Genomic DNA, 20,520 nt, shown 5'->3' with positions numbered 1-20,520 from the left:
GCTATGCTTGCGCAGCGCAAGGAATGTGGAACCGGCTCGGGACTCATGGATATCAAGTTCACCAATCGCCTGTCATACAAGCAAGCCCGGTTGACAGTCCTGGTTGGCTTCATCCTGGGAACATTGCTCAGTCTTGTCCAGATCGGCATCGATTATGCCAGCGAAGACGCCTCGATCAACCGCGAAGTGCGTGCGCTGCTGCAAATCAGCCACAACCCGGCCTCGCGCATCGCCTACAACATCGACTCGGAGCTGGCACTGGAACTGACCCGGGGGCTGCTGGAGTCGCCTGCCATCGTGCGCGCGCGGTTGATCGACAACAACGAGACGGTGCTGGCAGACGTGGAACGGCCGCGACTCGAAGACCGTTACAGGCCGATCAGCGACTTTCTGTTCGGCGATCACCGTCAACTGCGCGACCCCTTGTTTCTCACCCACATGCCCGACGAGTACCTGGGCACGCTGTACCTGGACGTGGACACCTACCCCTTCGGCCGGCGCTTTCTCGACCGCGCCGGCCTCACCCTGCTCAACGGCTTTGCCCGCAGCCTGGTGCTGACAGGCCTGTTGCTGGCCCTGTTCTACATGATGCTGACCAAGCCGTTGGTCACGGTGATCGGTGCGCTGAGCGGCGGCGATGCGCGCAAGCCCCTGCAGGGACGACTGCAATGCCCGCCCGGTCATGAGCACGATGAAATCGGCGTGCTGGTGAAAGTGGCCAACCAGCAGTTCGTCAGCATGTCCACCGAGATCGAGCAGCGCCGTACGGCCGAGAATCGGCTCACCCAGTACCTCAACGAGCTGGAAAACATCGTTGCGGCCCGTACCGATGAACTCAAGGCGAGCAACGACAACCTCAGCCTGACCAACCAAGAGCTTGAGCAAGCCCGGCGTCGGGCGCTGGACATGGCCCATGCACGGGCTGCGTTCCTGGCCAACATGAGCCACGAGATCCGTACGCCCCTCAATGGGATGCTCGGCATGATCGCCCTGGCGCTGGACAACCCGCTGCCAGGTGAGCAGCGCCAGCAGCTGACCATTGCACACGACTCCGGGAAAGTCCTGGTCGAACTGCTCAACGATATCCTCGATCTGTCGAAATTCGATGCAGGCCAGCTCGAGCTAGAACGAATCCCCTTCGACATGGCGACCCTGGTCGAGGACACCGCTAGCCTGCTGTCGCAGAACGTGGCCCAGGGGGTCGAACTGACTTGCCTGATTGCCCATGACTTTCCGGCAAGCGTATTGGGCGACCCTACGCGGGTGCGCCAGATCGTCGGCAACCTGTTGTCCAACGCGTTGAAATTCACCCGCTTCGGACGGGTGGACGTCAGGCTTGAGCCGATGATCGGCGGCGTGCGCCTGGAAGTCCGGGATACCGGCATCGGCATCCCGGAAGAAGCGCAAGCGCGTATCTTCCAGCCCTTCACCCAGGCTGGCGCAGGCATCACGCGTCAGTACGGCGGTACCGGCCTGGGACTGGCCCTGACCCGTAACCTGTGCAAGGCCATGCATGGTCATCTGCATATTCGGTCCCAGCCCGGTTTTGGCAGCCGTTTCACTGCAGAACTACCCCTCAACGCCTGCGCCAAGGCCGATACACCCGAGCCTTTGCACGCCAGCGTGGCTGCCCTGACCGCAGCGGGCAGCGGCCTGCATGAGCTGATGCTTGGCCTGTTACCGGCCTTGGGCCTGGCGTATGCACGGCACGACGGCATTGACACCGTAGCAGGCGCAACCGACCTGCTGATACTCGACGATGTGCAGGCGCTGCCCGAGGTGCGCAGGGTTTCGCAGGTACCCATCCTGCTCGTCACTGCCTACGGCAACTTCCTGCCCAGCGAACAGGCCTTGGCCATGGCCCCCCTGCATCAGCTCGCACGCCCGCTGACCCGTGGGGCGCTGTACCAGACGCTGCATCGGGTATTGCAAGGACACGATGCCGAGCACCCACTGGCAACCCCACCCCCCGCTACAGCCAAAGGCCGGGCGCGCATCCTGCTGGTGGAGGACAACCCCGTCAATCAGCTGGTGGCCAAAGGCATGCTGGCCAAGCTGGGGTGCCAGGTGGAATTGGCCACGCAAGGAGTCGAAGCCCTGGCACGGCTAGAAGAGGAAGCCTTCGACCTGGTGCTGATGGACTGCAACATGCCGGTGATGGATGGCTACGAGGCCACCCGGCGCATCCGTGAGCGCGGCCATTGGCCAGGGCTGCCCATTGTCGCGCTCACCGCCAATGCAATGCCCGAGGAGCGCGACCGCTGCCGAGCCGCCGGTATGGACGATTACCTGGCCAAGCCGTTCCGGCGCGAGGACCTGCTGGCCGTGGTCGATCGCTGGGTGCCGGTCAGCGGCTGAGCAGACGCTCGATGTCCGCCTCCAAGGCCTGCGGCTTGGTGGTCGGTGCATAACGCACCACCTGGCCGCTGACCGGGTCGAGCAGGAACTTGGTGAAATTCCACTTGATCTTCTGGCTACCCAGAATGCCAGGCGCCCGCTGCTTGAGTTCGGCAAACAAGGGGTGGGTGCCTGGGCCGTTGACCTCCACCTTGCGAAACAGCGCAAAGCTCACGCCGAAATTGCGCTGGCAGAACTGCGCGATGTCACGCGCCTCGCCAGGCTCCTGCTTGCCGAACTGGTTGCAGGGAAAGCCCAGCACCACCAGCCCGCGATCACGGTACCTCTGCCACAGCTGTTCCAACCCGGCGTATTGCGGCGTGAAGCCGCACTGGCTGGCGGTGTTGACCACCAGCACGGCCTTGCCTGGGAAGTCGCCCAGCTTCTTGTGTTCGCCTGCAAGGGTGACACAGGGAATATCCAGCAGCGATGCGGCCATGTTCGAGCTCCGGTCAGTCACGAGGGCGCAAGTCGATGCACACCGAGTTGATGCAGTAGCGCAGCCCGGTCGGTGGTGGCCCGTCGGGGAACACGTGGCCAAGGTGAGCGTCGCAGCGGGCACAGGTCACCTCGGTGCGGATCATGCCGTGGGAGGTGTCGCGGATCTCGATCATCGCGCTATCCTCGATGGGGGCGTAGAAGCTTGGCCAACCACAGCCCGAATCGAACTTGGTCTGGGCATCGAACAATGCCAGACCGCAGCAGATGCAGTGATAGATGCCGTCGCGGCGCTCGCTATTGTACTTGCCGCTGAACGGCCGCTCGGTGCCTTTCAGACGGCACACCTGGTATTGCTCGGGGTCGAGCATCGACCGCCACTGTTCCAGGGTTTTCTCGATCTTTTGCATGGGGCTCCCTCGGCAGGCTCAATTTCACCCTGCGCCGTCTTTTCCGGGGCGCGGGTGGCACGTATATTAGTTGGCTTCGTGTGCAAGGCGTTCAGTCTCGCACCCGCTTTGTGCCCTTACAAACCTTTCGGCCGGGCATAGCGCGTTTTCTCAATCGGGATTCCATCATGCAGTTCAGCAAATCGAACAAGCTCGCCAATGTTTGCTACGACATTCGCGGCCCTGTGCTCAAGCACGCCAAGCGTCTGGAAGAGGAAGGCCACCGCATCCTCAAGCTGAACATCGGCAACCCAGCGCCGTTCGGTTTCGAGGCGCCCGATGAAATTCTGCAGGACGTGATCCGCAACCTCCCTACCGCGCAGGGCTACAGCGATTCCAAAGGCCTGTTCAGCGCACGCAAGGCGGTGATGCAGTACTGCCAGCAAAAGGGCATCGAAGGCGTCGGCATCGAAGATATCTACCTGGGCAACGGCGTGTCCGAGTTGATCGTCATGTCGATGCAGGCCCTGCTCAACAACGGTGACGAGGTGCTCATCCCCGCCCCCGACTACCCCCTGTGGACGGCAGCCGTAAGCCTGGCCGGTGGCAAACCGGTGCACTACCTGTGCGACGAGCAGGCCGACTGGTTCCCGGACCTGGAGGACATCAAGGCCAAGATCACCCCCAACACCAAGGCACTGGTCATCATCAACCCCAACAACCCAACGGGCGCGGTGTATTCCACAGCGCTGTTGCGGGGCATGCTGGAGCTCGCTCGCCAGCACAACCTGGTGGTGTTCTCCGACGAAATCTACGACAAGATTCTTTATGACGAAGCGGTGCACATCAGCACGGCCTCCCTGGCACCGGACCTGCTGTGCCTGACCTTCAACGGCCTGTCCAAATCCTACCGCGTGGCAGGCTTTCGCTCCGGCTGGTTGATCATTTCCGGGCCCAAGCATCATGCCCTGAGTTACATCGAAGGCATCGACATGCTGGCCAACATGCGCCTGTGCGCCAACGTGCCGGCCCAGCATGCCATTCAGACCGCACTGGGCGGCTACCAGAGCATCAACGACCTGGTGCTGCCACCAGGGCGCTTGCTGGAGCAGCGCAACCGCACCTTCGAGCTGCTCAACGACATCCCCGGGGTGAGCTGCGTCAAGCCCATGGGCGCGCTGTATGCGTTCCCGAGGATCGACCCGAAGGTCTGCCCGATCCTCAACGACGAGAAATTCGCCTTGGACCTGCTGCTGTCCGAGAAACTGCTCATCGTCCAGGGCACTGCGTTCAACTGGCCTTGGCCGGACCATTTCCGCGTAGTGACGCTGCCCCGCGTAGATGACCTGGAAGCGGCCATCGGGCGGATCGGCAATTTCCTCAGGACCTATTCGCAGTAAGCACACGCGCCGCTGGCGCTCACAGAGGGCCGACACTCTGGTTGCAGCTGTGAGCGCTGGCAGGGCCGCCTCAGGAAAAGGACGGCCCTGCGCGCGCCGTAGCATGTTTCTTACATCCTGCAATGCTCTATCCCACAGCCGGCTTCCCCTCCTCTGCCATACTGCGGCTTACACAGTTTGAAATAGTCCGTCGATTGAATCCCGGCGGCAGGCCCCTTATATACCCCGCAGTAAGCGACAATTCATCCGTCAGGAGAACGTAACAACCATGATGCGCATTCTGTTGTTTGTGGCCACCAACCTTGCGGTGGTGCTGGTTGCAAGCATTACCCTGAGCCTGTTCGGTTTCAACGGGTTCATGGCTGCCAACGGGGTCGACCTGGACCTTGGCAGCCTGCTCGTGTTCTGTGCGGTGTTCGGTTTTGCCGGCTCGCTGGTTTCGCTGTTCATCTCCAAGTGGATGGCGAAGATGAGCACCGGTACCCAGATCATCAGCCAGCCGCGTACCCGGCACGAGCAGTGGCTGCTGCAAACGGTCGAGGAGCTGTCCCGCGAGGCTGGCATCAAGATGCCGGAAGTGGGTATTTTCCCGGCCTATGAAGCCAACGCCTTTGCCACCGGCTGGAACCGTAACGATGCACTGGTGGCGGTCTCTCAAGGCCTGCTGGAGCGTTTTTCGCCCGATGAAGTGCGCGCCGTGCTGGCGCACGAGATCGGCCACGTTGCCAACGGCGACATGGTCACCCTGGCGCTGGTCCAGGGCGTGGTGAACACCTTCGTGATGTTCTTCGCCCGGATCATCGGCAACTTCGTCGACAAGGTCATCTTCAAGAACGAGGAAGGCCAAGGTATCGCCTATTACGTCGCGACCATCGTGGCAGAACTGATACTGGGCATCCTGGCCAGCATCATCGTCATGTGGTTCTCGCGCCGCCGCGAGTATCGCGCAGACGAAGCCGGCGCTCGCCTGGCCGGCACCTCGGCCATGATCGGCGCCTTGCAGCGCCTGCGTGTGGAACAGGGTTTGCCGGTTCACATGCCCGACACGCTCAAGGCCTTCGGCATCAATGGGGGCCTCAAGCAGGGCCTGGCCGGCCTGCTGATGAGCCACCCGCCACTGGAAGACCGCATCGACGCCCTGCGCCGCCGCGGTTGATCCACCCCACCCTGCAAAAAGGCGACTTCGGTCGCCTTTTTTTATGAGCGCCTGTTAATCACAAGGCGGGGTGCAGACCTCAACGGCTGACCCGATAGACCCTCTCCCACAAGCTCGACGCCCCCGCCTGCACGAACTTCGGGCTCTGCTCGATCATCTGCACCGCTTCGAGCTCATCCACTTGCCAGCCGGTGAACCCCTGCCGCAACGCGTCGTCGCTCACCGAAAACGGCGGCCCGGGCACCAGCGCCTGGTCATAGTCCAAGGTCACCACCAGCCCCTTGGTACCGGCAGGCAACAAGCCCGACAGCGCTCGGACATACCGCTCCCGCATCGCCGAAGGCAACGCGATCAGGGCCGCTCGGTCGTAGAGCGCAATACAATCACCCACGTCGCCGCTCGTCAGCGCGAAGAAATCGCCGCACCAAAGCTCAATAGGCCCATGACGCCAGATTTCGAATGCGCCTGTGTGCGAGACCTGTGCCTGGAGCCCCTGCTCACGGAAGAAGTCTTCCACTGCCCGACGAGACAACTCGACACCCATCACTCGGTGCCCCTGCCCGGCCAGCCACAGTACGTCCAGGCTCTTGCCGCACAAGGGCACCAGGACCTTGCTGTTGGCTGCCAGATGCAAGCCAGGCCAATAGGCCTGCAGGTAGGGGTTCACCTGGGCTTGATGAAAGCCAATCTGGTTGTCGGCCCACCGCTGCTGCCAGAATGCCGGTTCCATGTTTCCTCCCGATTATTCGATGGTTCCCAGCCATAACTTGATTTGGATTCGATCAAGCCTTGGCCGAAGATGCGAGCATCTTAACCCTCAGGACCCTGCCATGCTGCCTAGCTTGTTCATCTCCCACGGCTCACCCATGTTGGCATTGCAGCCCGGCGCCAGCGGGCCTGCACTGGCGCAGTTGGCTCAACAGCTGCCTACGCCACGTGCGATTGTCGTGGTATCGGCCCATTGGGAAAGCCGCGACCTGGCAGTGACGAGCGGCGCGAGGCCGGCGACCTGGCATGACTTTGCTGGCTTTCCTGCGGCGCTGTATGCGGTGCAGTACCCAGCACCGGGCGATCCGCACCTGGCGCAACGTATCTGTGATCGTTTGCAGGCGGCCGGGCTGCCAGCTGACCCAGACACCGAGCGCCCCTTCGATCATGGCGCCTGGGTGCCCTTATCGCTGATGTATCCGCAGGCACAGGTCCCGCTGGTGCAGGTGTCCTTGCCCAGCCATTTGGGCCCCACGGGGCAGCTACGCATTGGCCAGGCCCTGGCCGGGCTGCGCGAAGAAGGTGTCCTGCTGATTGGCTCTGGCAGTATCACGCACAATCTTGGTGAACTGGACTGGCAGGCTGGGCCGGACAGGATGGCGCCGTGGGCGCTGGCCTTCAGAAACTGGATGGTAGAGACGTTGCAGGCCAACGACTGCCAGGCCTTGCTCGACTACAGGGCGCAGGCGCCGTTTGCCGTGCGCAATCACCCCAGCGATGAGCATCTGCTGCCGCTGTTCTTTGCCCTAGGCGCGGGTGGGGCTTTTGACGTGGTGCACCAGGGCTTCACCTTGGGCGCGCTGGGGATGGATATCTACCGATTCGGTTAGGTCGCGCCTGATGGCTTGCAAAAAAAATCCCCGACCTAGGCCGGGGATGTTTTATTGCTTGAGGATCAATCTTCGCGGTAGCGACGCAGCTTGAGCTGCTTGCCAGCGACGCGAGTGTCCTTGAGCTTGGTCAGCAGCTTCTCGAGGCCGTCTTCCGGCAGCTCGACCAGGCTGAAGCTATCACGCACCTGGATGCGACCAATGGCATCACGCGCCAGGCCACCTTCGTTGAGGATCGCGCCCAGCAGGTTCTTGGCAGCGATACCGTCACGTGCGCCCAGGGCAGTACGGCAGCGTACGCGGCCTTCTGCCAACGGCAGTGGCGCACGACGCTCGCGGTCGCCACGGTCCGGGCGCTCGCCACGTTCGGTGCGCTCGCCACGCGGGGCGAAGCTTGGCACCAGGGGCTGTTCGCGTTCTACCGCTGCCAGGTCCAGGGCTTGGCCATTGGTGGCCTTGCGCAGCAGGGCAGAAGCCAGCGCGCGAGCGCTGCAGCCCAGGTCGGCGGTCAGGCGGTCGAACAGCTCGCCGTGGGTGGCTTCGGCTTCGGCAACCAGCGGCGCCAGGCTATTGGTCAGCTTCTTGATACGGGCATCGAGCACCGCCTGGCCGTTGGGCAGGCGCGCTTCGGCGACTTTCTGACCCGTCACGCGCTCGATCACCTGCAGCATGCGGCGCTCACGCGGCGTCACCAGCAGCAGTGCGCGACCTTCGCGACCCGCACGGCCGGTACGGCCAATACGGTGCACATAGGACTCGGGATCGTACGGCATGTCGACGTTGAACACGTGGGTGATGCGCGGCACGTCCAGGCCACGGGCAGCGACGTCAGTGGCGACGACGATGTCCAGGCGGCCATCCTTGAGCGAGTCGATCACGCGCTCACGCTGGTTCTGGGCGATGTCGCCGTTCAGCGCAGCAGCCTTGTACCCCTTGGCTTCCAACGCGGCAGCCAGGTCCAGGGTAGCCTGCTTGGTGCGCACGAAGGCGATCAGCGCGTCGAACTCTTCGACTTCCAGCAGACGCAGCACGGCCGGGATCTTCTGGTCGGCATGCACCATCAGGTGAGCCTGATCGATCGCGGTGACGGTCTGGGTCTTGCTCTGGATCTTGACGTGCTTGGGCTCACGCAGGTGACGTTCGGCGATCGAGCGGATCGACGACGGCAGGGTCGCGGAGAACAGTACGGTCTGACGCGTGGCCGGGATGGCATCGAAGATCACTTCGAGGTCGTCCATGAAGCCCAGCTTGAGCATCTCGTCGGCTTCGTCCAGTACCAGGTACTGCACGGTCGACAGGACCTTCTCGTCACGACGCAAGTGGTCGCACAGACGGCCTGGGGTGGCGACGACGATTTGCGCGCCGTTGCGAATGGCGCGCAGCTGCGGGCCCATCGGGGCACCACCGTAGACGGCCACGACGTTCACGCCCGGCATCTGCTTGGCGTAGGTTTCGAAAGCGGTTGCAACTTGCAGCGCCAACTCACGGGTTGGTGCCAGGATCAGGGCTTGCGGCTCGCGCTTGCTCACATCGATCTTGTTGAGGATCGGCAGAGCGAAGGCAGCGGTCTTGCCGGTGCCTGTCTGCGCCTGGCCGATCATGTCGTGACCGGCGAGGATGATCGGGATCGATTGCTGCTGAATGGCCGACGGCTCTTCATAGCCGGTGGCCACGACAGCGGCAACAATGTTCGGATTGAGATCGAGAGCGGCGAAGCCGGCGATTTCCTGGGTCATGGGTCTGCCTCTAGAGTGCATCCGCAAAGACCCATGCTCCAAAGCTGCACAAGCCATGAAAGACCGACAGGTCACCCAGGCAGCTTTGGCGGCGGGGATTTGCGAAAACGATTGAAAAAGATACTTGGGAAGGTCCGCCTAGCGGACGTGCAGCCGAAGCTGGACTCGGAGGATTTGCACCGCCTGATTTTTGAGGCCCGCTAAAAGACCGGCGCGTACTATACCTGAAATCGAACGGGGCGGGAGGAATTTTTTCAGGCCGCGGGGTTTGAGGGCGCTGTCGTTGGGCAGCGGCTGAAACGATACATCTTTTACACCTGCAGGGGCGTTGTTTTGGTTATCGCCAAGTGACTGGAACGCTGCGGTCAAACCACGAAGCCCTCTGTATGGCGCGCGGGGCCGCGCAACGGCCCCCTGTAATTTCATCCCATCCCTGCGGCTCAACTGGCCGGCCGAATGTCCTTGATCAACCCGTCCAGGCTATACCCCAGGCGTGGCGCCAGGGCCTCTGCCCGCGCCCGCAGCCCCGCCATGTCGAGGGTCTGCTCCAGGTCGGCTGGCACCAGCACGATCACGTTGCCCTCCTTGACCGGTAATTCCCAGTAATGGCGGTGGTACAACCCGCGCAGCAATGCCGCCCCAAGCGGCTTGCCCTCGTCAGTGGCCCACTGGTTGATCACCAGCCAACCACCGGGGTTGAGGCGTTGCTGGCAGCCCTCCAGAAAATTCCAAGCCAAATGCCCGACGCCAGGCCCATGGTCGGTATAAAGGTCGACGAACAACAAGTCGGTCGTTTCCGCAGTCGGCAGCAATTCGACCGCATCGCCGATGCGCACATATAACCGCGGGTCATCATCCAGGCCAAGGTGCTCCATGGCCAGGCGTGGCACATCCGGGCGCAGCTCGATGGCCTCGATGTCTTCGAGGGGCAGAAACTTCATGCAAGCCTGGGTCAGGGTTCCGGCGCCCAGCCCCAGGAACAGCGCACTTTCCGGCTGTTCATGGCAAAGCGCCCCTACCAGCATGGCGCGGGTGTAATCGTACTCCAGCCAGCTGGGGTCCGCCGTGAACACGCAGCTCTGCTCGATGGCGTCGCCGAATTCGAGGAAACGGTAATCATCCACCTCGTACACGCTGATGACGCCAAAGGCATCCTCCACGCGTGCCAGCAACCGCTCCTGCCGTTGCGCCACCATGTGCAAATCACCCCCGCAAAAGCTGCATTGTCCGTCAACACCCGTGCTGCAACAAGCACGGTGCCAGCTGTTACCATGGCTGCCAGCCTGCAACCTACATGACCGAGCCTGAAATGACCCAAACGTGGAGCCCTGACAGCTGGCGTGCCCTGCCGATCCAGCAACAACCCGTCTACCCTGACGCTGCGCACCTGCACAAGGTCGAGCAAACCCTGGCCAGTTACCCGCCGTTGGTGTTCGCTGGCGAAGCCCGCGAGTTGCGGCGTCAGTTCGCCGAGGTGACCGAAGGCCGGGCGTTTCTCTTGCAAGGTGGCGACTGTGCCGAGAGCTTCGCGGAATTTTCCGCGGCCAAGATTCGCGACACCTTCAAGGTGCTGCTGCAAATGGCCATTGTCATGACCTTTGCCGCCGGCTGTCCTGTGGTCAAGGTAGGGCGCATGGCCGGGCAGTTCGCCAAGCCTCGCTCGGCCGGTGACGAGACCCTGGGCGGCGTTACCTTGCCCGCCTACCGTGGCGACATCGTCAACGGTATCGGCTTCGATGCCAAAAGCCGCATCCCCGACCCCGAGCGCCTGCTGCAGGCCTATCACCAGTCCACGGCCAGCCTGAACCTGCTGCGCGCTTTCGCGCAAGGCGGCTTCGCCGACCTGCACCAGGTGCACAAGTGGAACCTGGACTTCATCGCCAATTCGGCGCTGGCCGACAAATATCACCAGTTGGCCAACCGCATCGACGAGACCCTGGCGTTCATGCGCGCCTGTGGCCTGGACAGCGCACCCCAGCTGCGCGAGACCAGCTTCTTCACGGCCCACGAAGCCCTGCTGCTCAACTACGAACAGGCTTTCGTGCGCCAGGACAGCCTGACTGGCGACTACTACGACTGCTCCGCGCACATGCTCTGGATTGGCGATCGCACACGTCAGCTCGACGGCGCACACGTGGAGTTCTTGCGTGGGGTGCACAATCCGATCGGGGTCAAGGTGGGCCCGAGCATGGACCCGGAGGCGCTCATCCGCCTGATCGACATCCTCAACCCCAGCAACGACCCAGGGCGCCTGAACCTGATCGCGCGCATGGGCGCGGGCAAGGTCGGGGACCATTTGCCGGGGCTGATCCGCACGGTCGAGCGCGAGGGTCGCAAGGTACTGTGGAGTTCGGACCCGATGCATGGCAATACCATCAAGGCCAGCAGCGGCTACAAGACCCGCGACTTCGCCCAGATCCTGGACGAGGTGAAGCAGTTCTTCCAGGTTCACCAGGCCGAAGGCAGCCACGCAGGTGGTATTCATATCGAGATGACCGGGCAGAACGTCACCGAGTGCATCGGTGGGGCCCGCCCGATCACCGAGGACGCCTTGTCGGATCGCTACCATACCCACTGCGACCCGCGGATGAACGCCGACCAGTCGCTGGAACTGGCGTTCCTGATCGCCGAGACACTGAAGCAGGTGCGCCGCTAAGCGGCGCTCCGAAAAAGGCAAGGCAGGGACCTCGCTGCGCTCACTTGCACAGCGGGTCGTCCCAGAAGTGCCGCTCGCTTTCCTGATGCGTATCGGCCCTGCTCAAGCCCAGGTCGTGGAGCATGGCGTCGCTCAGGCTGGCAAGCTGCTGGCGCTGGCGGTGCAGCTCCAACCACCGGATCACGCGCCCCCAGGTCGCTTGCCACAACGCCCTTGACGACACAACTGAAGCCTCTGCGCGGCTGATCGTACCTTTCATCGTGAAGCCCTCCGTTATCGATGGCTTCAGTCTCACGCGCCGATTAAGATCAATCCAACGAATGTTTCTGATGCCATGCATCTCGGAGATTGATGCAATGTCCCAGTACCAGAGTCTCGACGCCGACGTGCTGCGTACCTTTGTTGCCATCGCCGAGCAAGGCGGCTTTACCCGTGCCGGTGAGGTGGTCAACCGCACCCAATCGGCCGTCAGCATGCAGATGAAGCGCCTGGAAGAAGATATCCTTCAACGGCCCTTGTTCGAACGCGAGGGGCGGCAAGTGCGTCTGACCGCCGAAGGACAGGTATTGCTGGGGTATGCCCGGCGCATTCTCAAGCTGCACGGTGAGGTCTTCAACACCCTGCGCATGCCGCACATGGTGGGCCTGGTGCGAATCGGTACACCTGACGACTACGCCATGCGTTTTCTGCCGAGCATTTTGTCCAGTTTTGCCAAGGCCTACCCCTTGGTCCAGGTGGAAGTGCACTGCGACACCTCACGCCAGCTGATGCTGCGCAAGGACCTGGACCTGACCATCGTCACCCGTGAGCCCGGCAACGAAATCGGCCAACTGCTGCGCCAGGAGCGGCTGGTATGGGCTGCGGCCGAGGGCTTCTGCCCACACGAGCAGCGCCCCATGCCATTGGCATTGTTCAACACCGAGTGCTTCTGCCGCGCCTGGACCTGTAACGCACTGGAAACCCAGGGCATCGACTACCGGGTGGCCTACACAAGCCCCAGCCTGTCGGCCATTTTTGCCGTGGTCACCGCAGGGCTGGCGGTGACCGCCCAGTTGCAGAGCCTGATTAGCGGCAATCTGCGGGTACTCGGCGAAGCCGAAGGCTTGCCTGAATTGCCGCTGGCCAACGTCATGCTGGTACGTGGCGGTCAGTCACCCTCCCCCATCACCGATTGCATGGCGCAGTACATCATCGAAGGGTTCAAGTGATACGCATGCGGCTACAGTTCGAAACCAAGCATGACCGCGCAGACCACCAGGAAAACACAGAACATCGCCCGCAGCGCCTTTTCCGGCAGGGCGTGGGCCAACTTGACGCCCCAACTGATGCTCAATAGCCCGCCCACCGCAAGCGGGATACCGACGCTCCAGTCCACACTGTGGTGCACGCCGTAGGTCACCAGGGTGACCAACGTGCTTGGCGCTGCCAGCGCCAGTGACAACCCTTGCGCGACCACTTGGGTTGCGCCGAACACACTGGTCAATATCGGCGTGGCGACGACCGCGCCACCGACGCCGAACAACCCGCCCATGGTCCCGGCGAAGCTGCCGAGTACGCCAAGCCAAGGCCAGGGATGACGCAGCTCTGTACTGGCAGGGCTGACTTTCATGAACATCCTGGCCACGTTCCAGATCGCCAGCGCCACCAGAAAGCCCACAAAACCCAGGCGCATGGCATGCGCGTCCAACCCCACGGCCCAGATCGACCCCAGCCAGGCGAACACGAAGCTGCACAAGGACAGCGGTAGGGCATGCCGTAGCTCGATGCGGTTGCGCTGGTGATAGCGCCATAACGCCAATAGCACATTGGGCACCACCATGACCAACGCCGTGCCCTGCGCCAACTGCTGGTCAAGGCCGAACAACACGCCAAGGGCCGGAATGGCAATCAGGCCGCCACCGATGCCGAAAAGCCCACCCACGGTTCCCAGGGCGACGCCCAATACGCCGTACAGCACCCACTCGATCATCAGATTTCAACTTCTATCGTGCACAGGGACCGTCATGCTAGCGGCTGTGTGCTGGCAGCGAAACGCACAGCCACGCACAATGGCTGTGCGTTTCCTGCAAAAGCGGACTTGGCCATGAACCCTGATACATTGACCGATCAATTGAGCTTGTTTCTCGATGTACTGGAAACCGGGAGCTTTTCCGGCGCGGCCCGGCGTCATCCACTGACGCCGTCAGCGGTTGCCCGGCGCATCGATAACCTGGAGCGCGCCCTCGGCAGCCGCCTGTTCAGCCGCAGCACCCACGCTGTGCGGCCGACGCCTGCGGGCAATGCGTTTGCCGAACGCGCCAGGCACGTCATAGATGAGTTGCGCCTGGCCCGGGCCGAAGCGGTGTCGTTGAGCAATGCCCCGGAAGGCTTGATACGCCTCGATGCACCGGCGGCCTTCGGGCGCCGTCACCTGGCCCCGGCGATCGCCGATTTTCTGGTGGCCTACCCTGGCCTCGATGTGCAGTTGCGCTTGATCGACAGTTTCGTCGACATGCACGGCAGCCATTTAGGCGAAGTCGACCTGGTATTACGGGCAGGTCCGCTGGCCGACACACGCCTGGTGGCGACACCCCTTGCCGACATGGTGCGCATCGCCTGCGCCAGCCCCGCCTACCTGGCGGCACGGGGCGTGCCCAAGTGCCCCAGCGAATTGCCTGGCCATGACGGCCTGGACTGGGACGGCCTGGCACCCCCGTTCGCCTGGCGATTCGAGGTAGACGGCCAGACACGTCTGTACCGGCCCTCGCGCATGCGCATGGTTGCCAACAATGCCGAAACCCTTCTGTTCGGCGCCTTGGCCGGGCTGGGAATCGCCCATTTGCCTACCTGGCTGATCAGCGAATATCTGTTGCGTGGGGAATTGATCGTGCTTTTTTGCGACGCCGGCCTGCCCCAAGCGGAGACGAGCGGCATTTATGCACTTCGCCTTGAACATGAAACGAACTCTCGCAGCCGATTGCTGCTCGAATTTCTCAAGAGCCGCTTTAGCCCGGTCCCGCCGTGGGATTTGGCACTGCGCAGTGAATTACGCTGGTAGTAAGCGTACCCCACCATCAGCGTGCTAGTTTCTTATTCAACGAATTCAAGGACCTGCATGAACGCCGATAACAAAGCCTCTGGCGCCGAACTGCTACTGGAGAACCAGGTCTGCTTCGCGCTGCATTCCACCTCGTTACTGATGACGAAGGTGTACAAGCCCTTGCTTCAGGCCCTCAACCTGACCTACCCGCAATACCTGGCGATGCTGGTGTTGTGGGAGCACGATGGTTTGACCGTGGGCGAAATCAGCCAGCACTTGCTCACTGACCCAGGTTCACTGACGCCGTTGCTCAAGCGCCTGGAAAGCGAAGGCCTGCTCAAGCGCACCCGCAGCCGTGAAGATGAGCGGGTTGTGCTGGTGCAGCTGACGGATAAAGGGCGCAAGTTGCACAAGCAAGCCGAAGAGGTGCCTCAGCTGATTCTCAAGGCCAGTGGGCGCACTCACGAGGGGCTGCAAAAGCTGCAAGCCGATTTGCTGGAACTGCGCGAGAGCTTGCAGAAGACGTTGTGAGGGGGGGCTAACTTGGGCTGGAGCGGCGCTACCGAGGTGCGGTGGCGTAGAAATCCACGCTTGCGTGTGCTCAATAGTTGGGGCCGCTTTGCGGCCCCACAGAAGCACCAGGCAGTGCGGTGCTTCAGGCTATCCAGGAAGCATTACTTCTTGGAACGACCCTTGAAGCTGTTGTCGCGGGTGTCGATGTCGATCCACTCGTCGATCTGGATGAAGTCGGCCACCGAGATCTCGGTACCGTTCTTCAGCTTGGCAGGCTTCATGACCTTGCCCGAGGTATCGCCGCGCGCAGCGTTCTCGGTGTAGACCACTTGACGGCTGATGGTGGTCGGCAGTTCTACCGAGACCAGGCGGCCTTCGAAGAAGACGGCTTCACAGACATCTTCCATGCCTTCTTCGATGTACGGCAGAACGGCTTCGATGTCTTCGGCATTCAGCTCGTACATGGTGTAGTCGCTGGTGTCCATGAAGGTGTATTCATCACCGTTGATGAACGACAGGGTGGCTTCCTTGCGGTCCAGGATCACGTCGTCCAGCTTGTCGTCCGCACCGTATACGGTTTCGGTCTTGTAGCCGGTCAGCAGGTTCTTGAGCTTGGTCTTCATGATCGCGCTGTTACGGCCCGACTTGGTGAATTCCGCTTTCTGAACCAGCCACGGGTCGTTGTCGATCCGCAGGACGGTACCGGGTTTCAGTTCTTTACCAGTTTTCATTACGCAGTATCCGAATCTGGATGGATTTATAAAAATCGAGGCCGCATATCATAGCGAATTTCCACAAAAGTGTACTAGCGCCTTGGCAAGGTCCGGCCCAGCGGCCTGCTGGGCAGCCCAGCAACGGGCATGCTGGTGCAACTGCGCCCAATGCGGGCGGGCTGCGCGCCAGGCCTGCCCCATGTCCTGATCCCTGTTCCAGGCACGCCATAACCCGAGTAGGGCCGCTTGCGCCTCGTCCGACAAGCCGCGTCGATAAAGCGCCAGGAACGCTTCGAGTTTTTCCCAATGCGCGTTTTCTTCCTGCACGTAGATGTGCCAAAGCATGGGCTTGGCCGCCCACTGGGCGCGAACGAAGGAATCCTCGCCTCGTACGGCGTTGAAATCACAGCTCCACAACAGCCGGTCGAAATCGTCCTGACTGACGAAAGGCAACACCTGCACCGTCAATGATCCGCGCACATGCACATCGCCCGCCTCAAGGTGCGTTACCCCCAGCCACTGCCCAAGCCCGGCGATGCTTCGCCCTTGCGGTACCAGCACATGAGACGGCTGCGGGTCGGTGGCCAGCGCTTGCAGCCAGCTGGCAAGCTGCGGGTTCTCATAGGCAAATAGCATGATCAACAGGGCACCCTGCGCGGGCGTTACTTTCAAAGCCTCGAGAAACGTTGTGCGCGCTCGGCTGGACCGCTCGAAGGCATCACGCCTTGGCAACAGGTCATGCTCGCGAAGCAGCCCACCGGTTTTTTCGGTGAAGCCCGGGAAGAAAAATACCTTGCGCAGCCCGTTTGGCTGCGGTGACGGCAGCCCGTGACAGCCCTCCACCCATGGCTCGGCACTCAGGTATTCAAGGTTCAGCCACACAGGCGGGGTGTGGCGCGCTCGCATGGCCTGGACAAATGCATCCGGCAACTGGCAGGCGAACGCACCGATCACCACATCACCCGGCTCCACCGGCACCCAGGTAGACGACCACTGACGCACCTGCACACCTCGTAGCCATTGCTGCGCCGCAGTGGCGTCTGCGCCCGGGCACAAAGGCACGAAGGCATTGAGGTCATCAACCCACAGGCGCACGGCGACCTCGTGCTCGGCCACCAGTTGCCGAGCCAGGCGCCAGGTCACACCGATATCGCCGTAGTTGTCCACGACGCTGCAAAAGATGTCCCACGTGGCTGTCATGCTCGGCTCCCTAACCCGTGCCAAAGCTGCGGATTCTGCGCATAAATTGTCACCAAAGACAGCCGTGCGCGTAAAAATGCCAACGCGCATGCAACAATGCGCCAACGCCCACCTTGCCAGGAAGCAACCATGCCCCGTCGCCGCGAACTGACGATCACGCTCAAACCCTTGCCACTGATACTGAGCATCGCGCTGGGCCTATGGCTGGGCGCTGTGGCGATTGCTGCCAGCCTGTGGCTTGTGGACCAGCTGATGCCCACCCCGGTCGAGGCACCGGAGCCAGCCACCGCGCAGGACGCCCCCCGCGGCGCTACGCCGCCGACCTCGACGCAGCCACCGAACGCCCAGGCCGAAATGTTCGAGCGCTACAAGGACACGCTGCACAAGCAGCAACTGGAGCAAGCCGCCGAAGGCAACCCCCGCAACCTCAACACCCCCAAATGCCAGTTCTGGTTACAGCAGAACCGCACGGCCCCCACAGACAAAAGCCAGGCCAACGTGCTGGAGTTCTGTTACTGATCATGAACAAGACCCACCTGATAGCGCAGATCATCGCGGCCCTCGAACACGACCTGGATGTGGTAACCCGAGCAGCGCAGAGCGCTTATGAAGCTGCCACTGCCGAAGAAAACATCGCCGAGAACAAGTACGACACGTTGGGCCTGGAAGCCTCCTACCTGGCCACGGGCCAGGCCCGGCGCAGCGCCGAGATCCGCCAGGCACTCCAGACCTACCGACAGCTGAAGCTGCGCGACTACGACCCTGAACAAGGGGTGCAGGTAAGCCAGGTGGTCACCTTGGAAGATGAACAGGGCCAATGCCGCAGGCTGATCATCGGGCCCGAGGCGGCTGGGTTGAAGATCGGCCTGGGCGATGAGGTGGTCATGGTGATCACGCCGCGCTCACCTTTGGGGCAACAACTGATGGGCAAGCGCATTGACGAGGAGGTCAGTCTCAATGCCACAGGCTGGACCCTCGTCGAGGTGATCTAGCGCCTGTGCTCAAGCGCCCCCAGGCGCTGCTCCATGAGCGCTAGAAAAGCCCGGGCGGCGGGTGTCGGGTGGGCGGACCAGATCGCGTACAGGTGCCGTACCGGCGCATCGAGCAGTTGTACCCTGGCCACGCCGTCAAAGCCCTGGGCCACTCGCTCCGGCACCAGGCCGATCGCCATGCCGCGCTGCACGAACTTCTCCACCAGCCGCACATGACCGATCTCGAACTGCACCCGACGTTGCAGCCCTGCCGCCTGGAACGCTTCGTCGGTCTGCCGGCGCGCACCGGTGCCTTCCGGGAAATCCACCAGCACCTCCTGGACCAGGTCGGCGAGCGTCAATTGCCCGTGTCCGGCCAGGCGGTGGGTGGGTGGAAGCACGGCGACCAGAGCCTCCCGAGCCAGTAGACGATGCTGTACCCCCTGCACGCCCTCGCCTTCCCACAACCCGATGAAACCCACATCCAGGCGACGCTCGAGCACATCGGCGACCAACCGTTCGCTCTTGGCCGTGAGCCACCGTACATCCACATCCGGATAGTGCACGTGAAACTCGGCAAGCAGGTCGACCAGGTCCAGCGCCGTCAGCGAACTGATTTCACCGATGGTCAGCCGACCGCGAACCTGGCCACAGGCGGCGGCCACATCGTCGGCAATGCGTCGCGCGGCCTCCACCGCTGGCCGGGCGCTTAGTACGAACGCCTCCCCTGCCGGGGTCAACCACACCCGGCGCGAGGTGCGCTCGAACAGGCTCACGCCCAGCTGGCTTTCCAGCCTGGCCACCTGATGACTGAGCGCCGACTGCACCACATGGCAGCGCTCGGCGGCACGGGTGAAGCTGCCTGTCTCGGCCACCGCCAATGCATATTCGAGCTGCTTGAGATTCATGGATCAATCTGCTTTCAAGATGGATGGCGTGAGAACTATACATTGGTGTCATGCGTCGAGGGCGTCGATAATCTTCCCCACTTCACTGCCCGTCACGAGAACCACCATGCACACCCCAACCCTCAGCCGTGCCCTGATTCTGCTGATGGCCACGGCCACTGGCCTGGCCGTGGCCAGCAATTACTACGCTCAACCGCTGCTGCACAGCATCGCCCAGCAGTTCGGCTTGAGCACCGCCAGCGCCGGCAGCATCGTGATTGCCGCGCAACTGAGCTACGGGGCCGGCCTGTTGCTGCTGGCACCGCTGGGCGACCTGTTCGAACAACGCCGGCTGATCACCGTGATGACCGTGATCGCCACGCTTGGCCTGGTCATCAGTGCCTGTGCCCCCAGCCTGCCCTGGTTGATACTCGGCACCACATTGACTGGGCTGTTCTCCGTCGTGGCGCAGATTTTGGTGCCCATGGCCGCCTCGTTGAGCGAGCCCAATCAACGGGGCCGTGCCATCGGCACCCTGATGAGCGGCCTGCTGCTGGGCATTTTGCTGGCGCGCACGGCCGCAGGCTTCATGGCCGAACTGGGCGGCTGGCGCAGCATCTACGTGCTGGCTGCGGTGCTGATGGCGATCACGGCCCTGGCGCTGCATCGTAGCCTGCCGGAGCATCACAGCCATGCAGGCCTGCGCTATCCCGCCCTGATTGGCTCCGTGTTCCGCCTATTCATCGAAGAGCCGGTGCTACGCCTGCGCTCGCTGCTCGGCCTGTTGGCGTTCAGCCTGTTCGCACTGTTCTGGACGCCCCTGGCATTTCTGCTGGCCAACGAGCCGTATCATTACTCCGATGCGGTGATCGGCCTGTTCGGCCTGGCAGGTGCGGCCGGGGCGCTTTCGGTCAACTGGGCCGGGCGGCTGGCTGACCATGGCAAAGGCTCGCTGGGGACCACGGTGGGGCTGGTGGTCTTGCTGCTGTCCTGGGTGCCGCTGGGCTTTGCCGAGCAGTCCTTGCTGGCCCTGCTGCTGGGCGTGCTGATGCTCGACCTGGCCGTGCAGCTGGTGCATGTGAGCAACCAGAACGCGGTCATCGCGCTGCGCCCCGAAGCGCGCACCCGACTCAATGCGGGCTATATCACGTGCTATTTCATCGGTGGCGCCTTGGGGTCACTGTTGGGCACGCAACTGTTCCAGCGCCAGGGCTGGCCAGGGATCGTGGTGGCAGGCCTGGTGATTGGCGCGCTGGCATTGGTAGTGTGGTGGGTGGCAGCGCGTAAAGCCAAACCCGAAGCCTTGGTGCGCCAATAGCCGTGCCTACGGGGGCTGCGTGGTGCGCAGCCCCCAAGTCGGGGCTCCCAGGCTTTTGTCCGCGCCCAATACCTGAAGCGACTGATACTATGCGGCCTTTTTCACGGCCTGTGCCGCGCCTTCAGGAGC

Annotated in this window: 21 protein-coding genes; 11 read left to right on the top strand and 10 right to left on the bottom strand. The window is 62.5% G+C overall.

The features are described 5' to 3' along the window. Nucleotides 1–3 precede the first annotated feature (3 nt). Nucleotides 4–2,358: a response regulator gene (locus tag CRP40_RS14530; RefSeq protein WP_027914330.1), complete on the top strand. Its 2,355-nt coding sequence runs from the start codon at nucleotides 4–6 to the stop codon at nucleotides 2,356–2,358. On the opposite strand, the gene CRP40_RS14525 is transcribed toward CRP40_RS14530, so the two are convergent. Together CRP40_RS14525 and msrB are read right to left on the bottom strand one after the other, a co-directional pair. Continuing rightward, nucleotides 2,348–2,836, bottom strand: coding sequence for a glutathione peroxidase (locus CRP40_RS14525; protein WP_027914329.1), 489 nt, complete (start codon nucleotides 2,834–2,836; stop codon nucleotides 2,348–2,350). The genes CRP40_RS14530 and CRP40_RS14525 overlap by 11 nt on opposite strands. 13 nt (nucleotides 2,837–2,849) lie before the next feature. Then, a complete protein-coding gene (gene msrB, locus CRP40_RS14520; protein ID WP_025338187.1) occupies nucleotides 2,850–3,245 on the bottom strand; it encodes a peptide-methionine (R)-S-oxide reductase MsrB in 396 nt (131 codons plus the stop codon). A gap of 167 nt (nucleotides 3,246–3,412) precedes the next feature. On the opposite strand from msrB, the gene CRP40_RS14515 reads away from it, so the two are divergent. Both CRP40_RS14515 and htpX read left to right on the top strand, forming a co-directional pair. Beyond that, the gene (locus CRP40_RS14515) at nucleotides 3,413–4,624 is read left to right on the top strand and encodes a pyridoxal phosphate-dependent aminotransferase (protein ID WP_027914328.1); all 1,212 of its coding nucleotides are present in this window, start codon (nucleotides 3,413–3,415) and stop codon (nucleotides 4,622–4,624) included. Nucleotides 4,625–4,892: 268 nt separating this feature from the next. Further along, on the top strand, nucleotides 4,893–5,780 hold the full coding sequence (gene htpX, locus CRP40_RS14510) for a protease HtpX (protein ID WP_023535364.1): 888 nt from the start codon (nucleotides 4,893–4,895) through the stop codon (nucleotides 5,778–5,780). Between the two features lie 79 nt (nucleotides 5,781–5,859). Here htpX and CRP40_RS14505 read toward each other — a convergent pair whose 3' ends face one another. Continuing rightward, nucleotides 5,860–6,510 (bottom strand): thiopurine S-methyltransferase, encoded by a 651-nt coding sequence (locus CRP40_RS14505; RefSeq protein WP_027914327.1) that lies wholly within the window; start codon nucleotides 6,508–6,510, stop codon nucleotides 5,860–5,862. Nucleotides 6,511–6,610: 100 nt separating this feature from the next. On the opposite strand from CRP40_RS14505, the gene CRP40_RS14500 reads away from it, so the two are divergent. Beyond that, nucleotides 6,611–7,378: a class III extradiol ring-cleavage dioxygenase gene (locus CRP40_RS14500; protein ID WP_027914326.1), complete on the top strand. Its 768-nt coding sequence runs from the start codon at nucleotides 6,611–6,613 to the stop codon at nucleotides 7,376–7,378. 65 nt (nucleotides 7,379–7,443) lie between these two features. Here CRP40_RS14500 and CRP40_RS14495 read toward each other — a convergent pair whose 3' ends face one another. Next, nucleotides 7,444–9,114, bottom strand: a complete 1,671-nt coding sequence (locus tag CRP40_RS14495; protein WP_027914325.1) for a DEAD/DEAH box helicase — start codon at nucleotides 9,112–9,114, stop codon at nucleotides 7,444–7,446. 440 nt (nucleotides 9,115–9,554) lie between these two features. Continuing rightward, nucleotides 9,555–10,310: a spermidine synthase gene (locus CRP40_RS14490; RefSeq protein WP_027914324.1), complete on the bottom strand. Its 756-nt coding sequence runs from the start codon at nucleotides 10,308–10,310 to the stop codon at nucleotides 9,555–9,557. A gap of 113 nt (nucleotides 10,311–10,423) precedes the next feature. Between CRP40_RS14490 and CRP40_RS14485 the strand changes: the two genes are divergently transcribed. Then, a complete protein-coding gene (locus CRP40_RS14485; protein WP_027914323.1) occupies nucleotides 10,424–11,770 on the top strand; it encodes a 3-deoxy-7-phosphoheptulonate synthase class II in 1,347 nt (448 codons plus the stop codon). 40 nt (nucleotides 11,771–11,810) lie between these two features. Here CRP40_RS14485 and CRP40_RS22230 read toward each other — a convergent pair whose 3' ends face one another. Continuing rightward, a complete protein-coding gene (locus tag CRP40_RS22230; RefSeq protein ID WP_027914322.1) occupies nucleotides 11,811–12,029 on the bottom strand; it encodes a DUF1127 domain-containing protein in 219 nt (72 codons plus the stop codon). 97 nt (nucleotides 12,030–12,126) lie between these two features. Between CRP40_RS22230 and CRP40_RS14475 the strand changes: the two genes are divergently transcribed. Continuing rightward, nucleotides 12,127–12,978: a LysR substrate-binding domain-containing protein gene (locus tag CRP40_RS14475; protein WP_027914321.1), complete on the top strand. Its 852-nt coding sequence runs from the start codon at nucleotides 12,127–12,129 to the stop codon at nucleotides 12,976–12,978. Nucleotides 12,979–12,989: 11 nt separating this feature from the next. Here the strand turns inward: CRP40_RS14475 and CRP40_RS14470 are convergent, their stop codons facing one another. After that, nucleotides 12,990–13,739, bottom strand: a complete 750-nt coding sequence (locus CRP40_RS14470; protein WP_027914320.1) for a sulfite exporter TauE/SafE family protein — start codon at nucleotides 13,737–13,739, stop codon at nucleotides 12,990–12,992. A gap of 114 nt (nucleotides 13,740–13,853) precedes the next feature. On the opposite strand from CRP40_RS14470, the gene CRP40_RS14465 reads away from it, so the two are divergent. Continuing rightward, nucleotides 13,854–14,807, top strand: coding sequence for a LysR family transcriptional regulator (locus CRP40_RS14465; RefSeq protein WP_027914319.1), 954 nt, complete (start codon nucleotides 13,854–13,856; stop codon nucleotides 14,805–14,807). 57 nt (nucleotides 14,808–14,864) lie between these two features. Further along, the gene (locus CRP40_RS14460) at nucleotides 14,865–15,320 is read left to right on the top strand and encodes a MarR family transcriptional regulator (RefSeq protein WP_027914318.1); all 456 of its coding nucleotides are present in this window, start codon (nucleotides 14,865–14,867) and stop codon (nucleotides 15,318–15,320) included. Nucleotides 15,321–15,463: 143 nt separating this feature from the next. Here the strand turns inward: CRP40_RS14460 and efp are convergent, their stop codons facing one another. After that, on the bottom strand, nucleotides 15,464–16,033 hold the full coding sequence (gene efp / locus CRP40_RS14455; protein WP_023535349.1) for an elongation factor P: 570 nt from the start codon (nucleotides 16,031–16,033) through the stop codon (nucleotides 15,464–15,466). Nucleotides 16,034–16,081: 48 nt separating this feature from the next. Further along, nucleotides 16,082–17,215, bottom strand: coding sequence for an elongation factor P maturation arginine rhamnosyltransferase EarP (earP, locus tag CRP40_RS14450; protein WP_027914317.1), 1,134 nt, complete (start codon nucleotides 17,213–17,215; stop codon nucleotides 16,082–16,084). A 129-nt stretch (nucleotides 17,216–17,344) separates the two neighbouring features. Between earP and CRP40_RS14445 the strand changes: the two genes are divergently transcribed. Both CRP40_RS14445 and CRP40_RS14440 read left to right on the top strand, forming a co-directional pair. Further along, nucleotides 17,345–17,734, top strand: coding sequence for a hypothetical protein (locus tag CRP40_RS14445; RefSeq protein WP_027914316.1), 390 nt, complete (start codon nucleotides 17,345–17,347; stop codon nucleotides 17,732–17,734). A gap of 2 nt (nucleotides 17,735–17,736) precedes the next feature. Next, nucleotides 17,737–18,207 (top strand): GreA/GreB family elongation factor, encoded by a 471-nt coding sequence (locus CRP40_RS14440; protein ID WP_027914315.1) that lies wholly within the window; start codon nucleotides 17,737–17,739, stop codon nucleotides 18,205–18,207. Here CRP40_RS14440 and CRP40_RS14435 read toward each other — a convergent pair. Continuing rightward, nucleotides 18,204–19,094, bottom strand: coding sequence for a LysR family transcriptional regulator (locus CRP40_RS14435; protein ID WP_027914314.1), 891 nt, complete (start codon nucleotides 19,092–19,094; stop codon nucleotides 18,204–18,206). The genes CRP40_RS14440 and CRP40_RS14435 overlap by 4 nt on opposite strands. Before the next feature lie 106 nt (nucleotides 19,095–19,200). On the opposite strand from CRP40_RS14435, the gene CRP40_RS14430 reads away from it, so the two are divergent. Then, a complete protein-coding gene (locus CRP40_RS14430; protein ID WP_027914313.1) occupies nucleotides 19,201–20,391 on the top strand; it encodes an MFS transporter in 1,191 nt (396 codons plus the stop codon). The last annotated feature ends 129 nt before the right edge of the window (nucleotides 20,392–20,520 follow it).

The sequence above is a fragment of the Pseudomonas sp. URMO17WK12:I9 genome, assembly GCF_900230165.1.
Lineage (GTDB): Bacteria > Pseudomonadota > Gammaproteobacteria > Pseudomonadales > Pseudomonadaceae > Aquipseudomonas > Aquipseudomonas fulva.
Note: the sequence above shows the minus strand (reverse complement) of the source record. Positions and strands in the feature narration are given on the sequence as shown.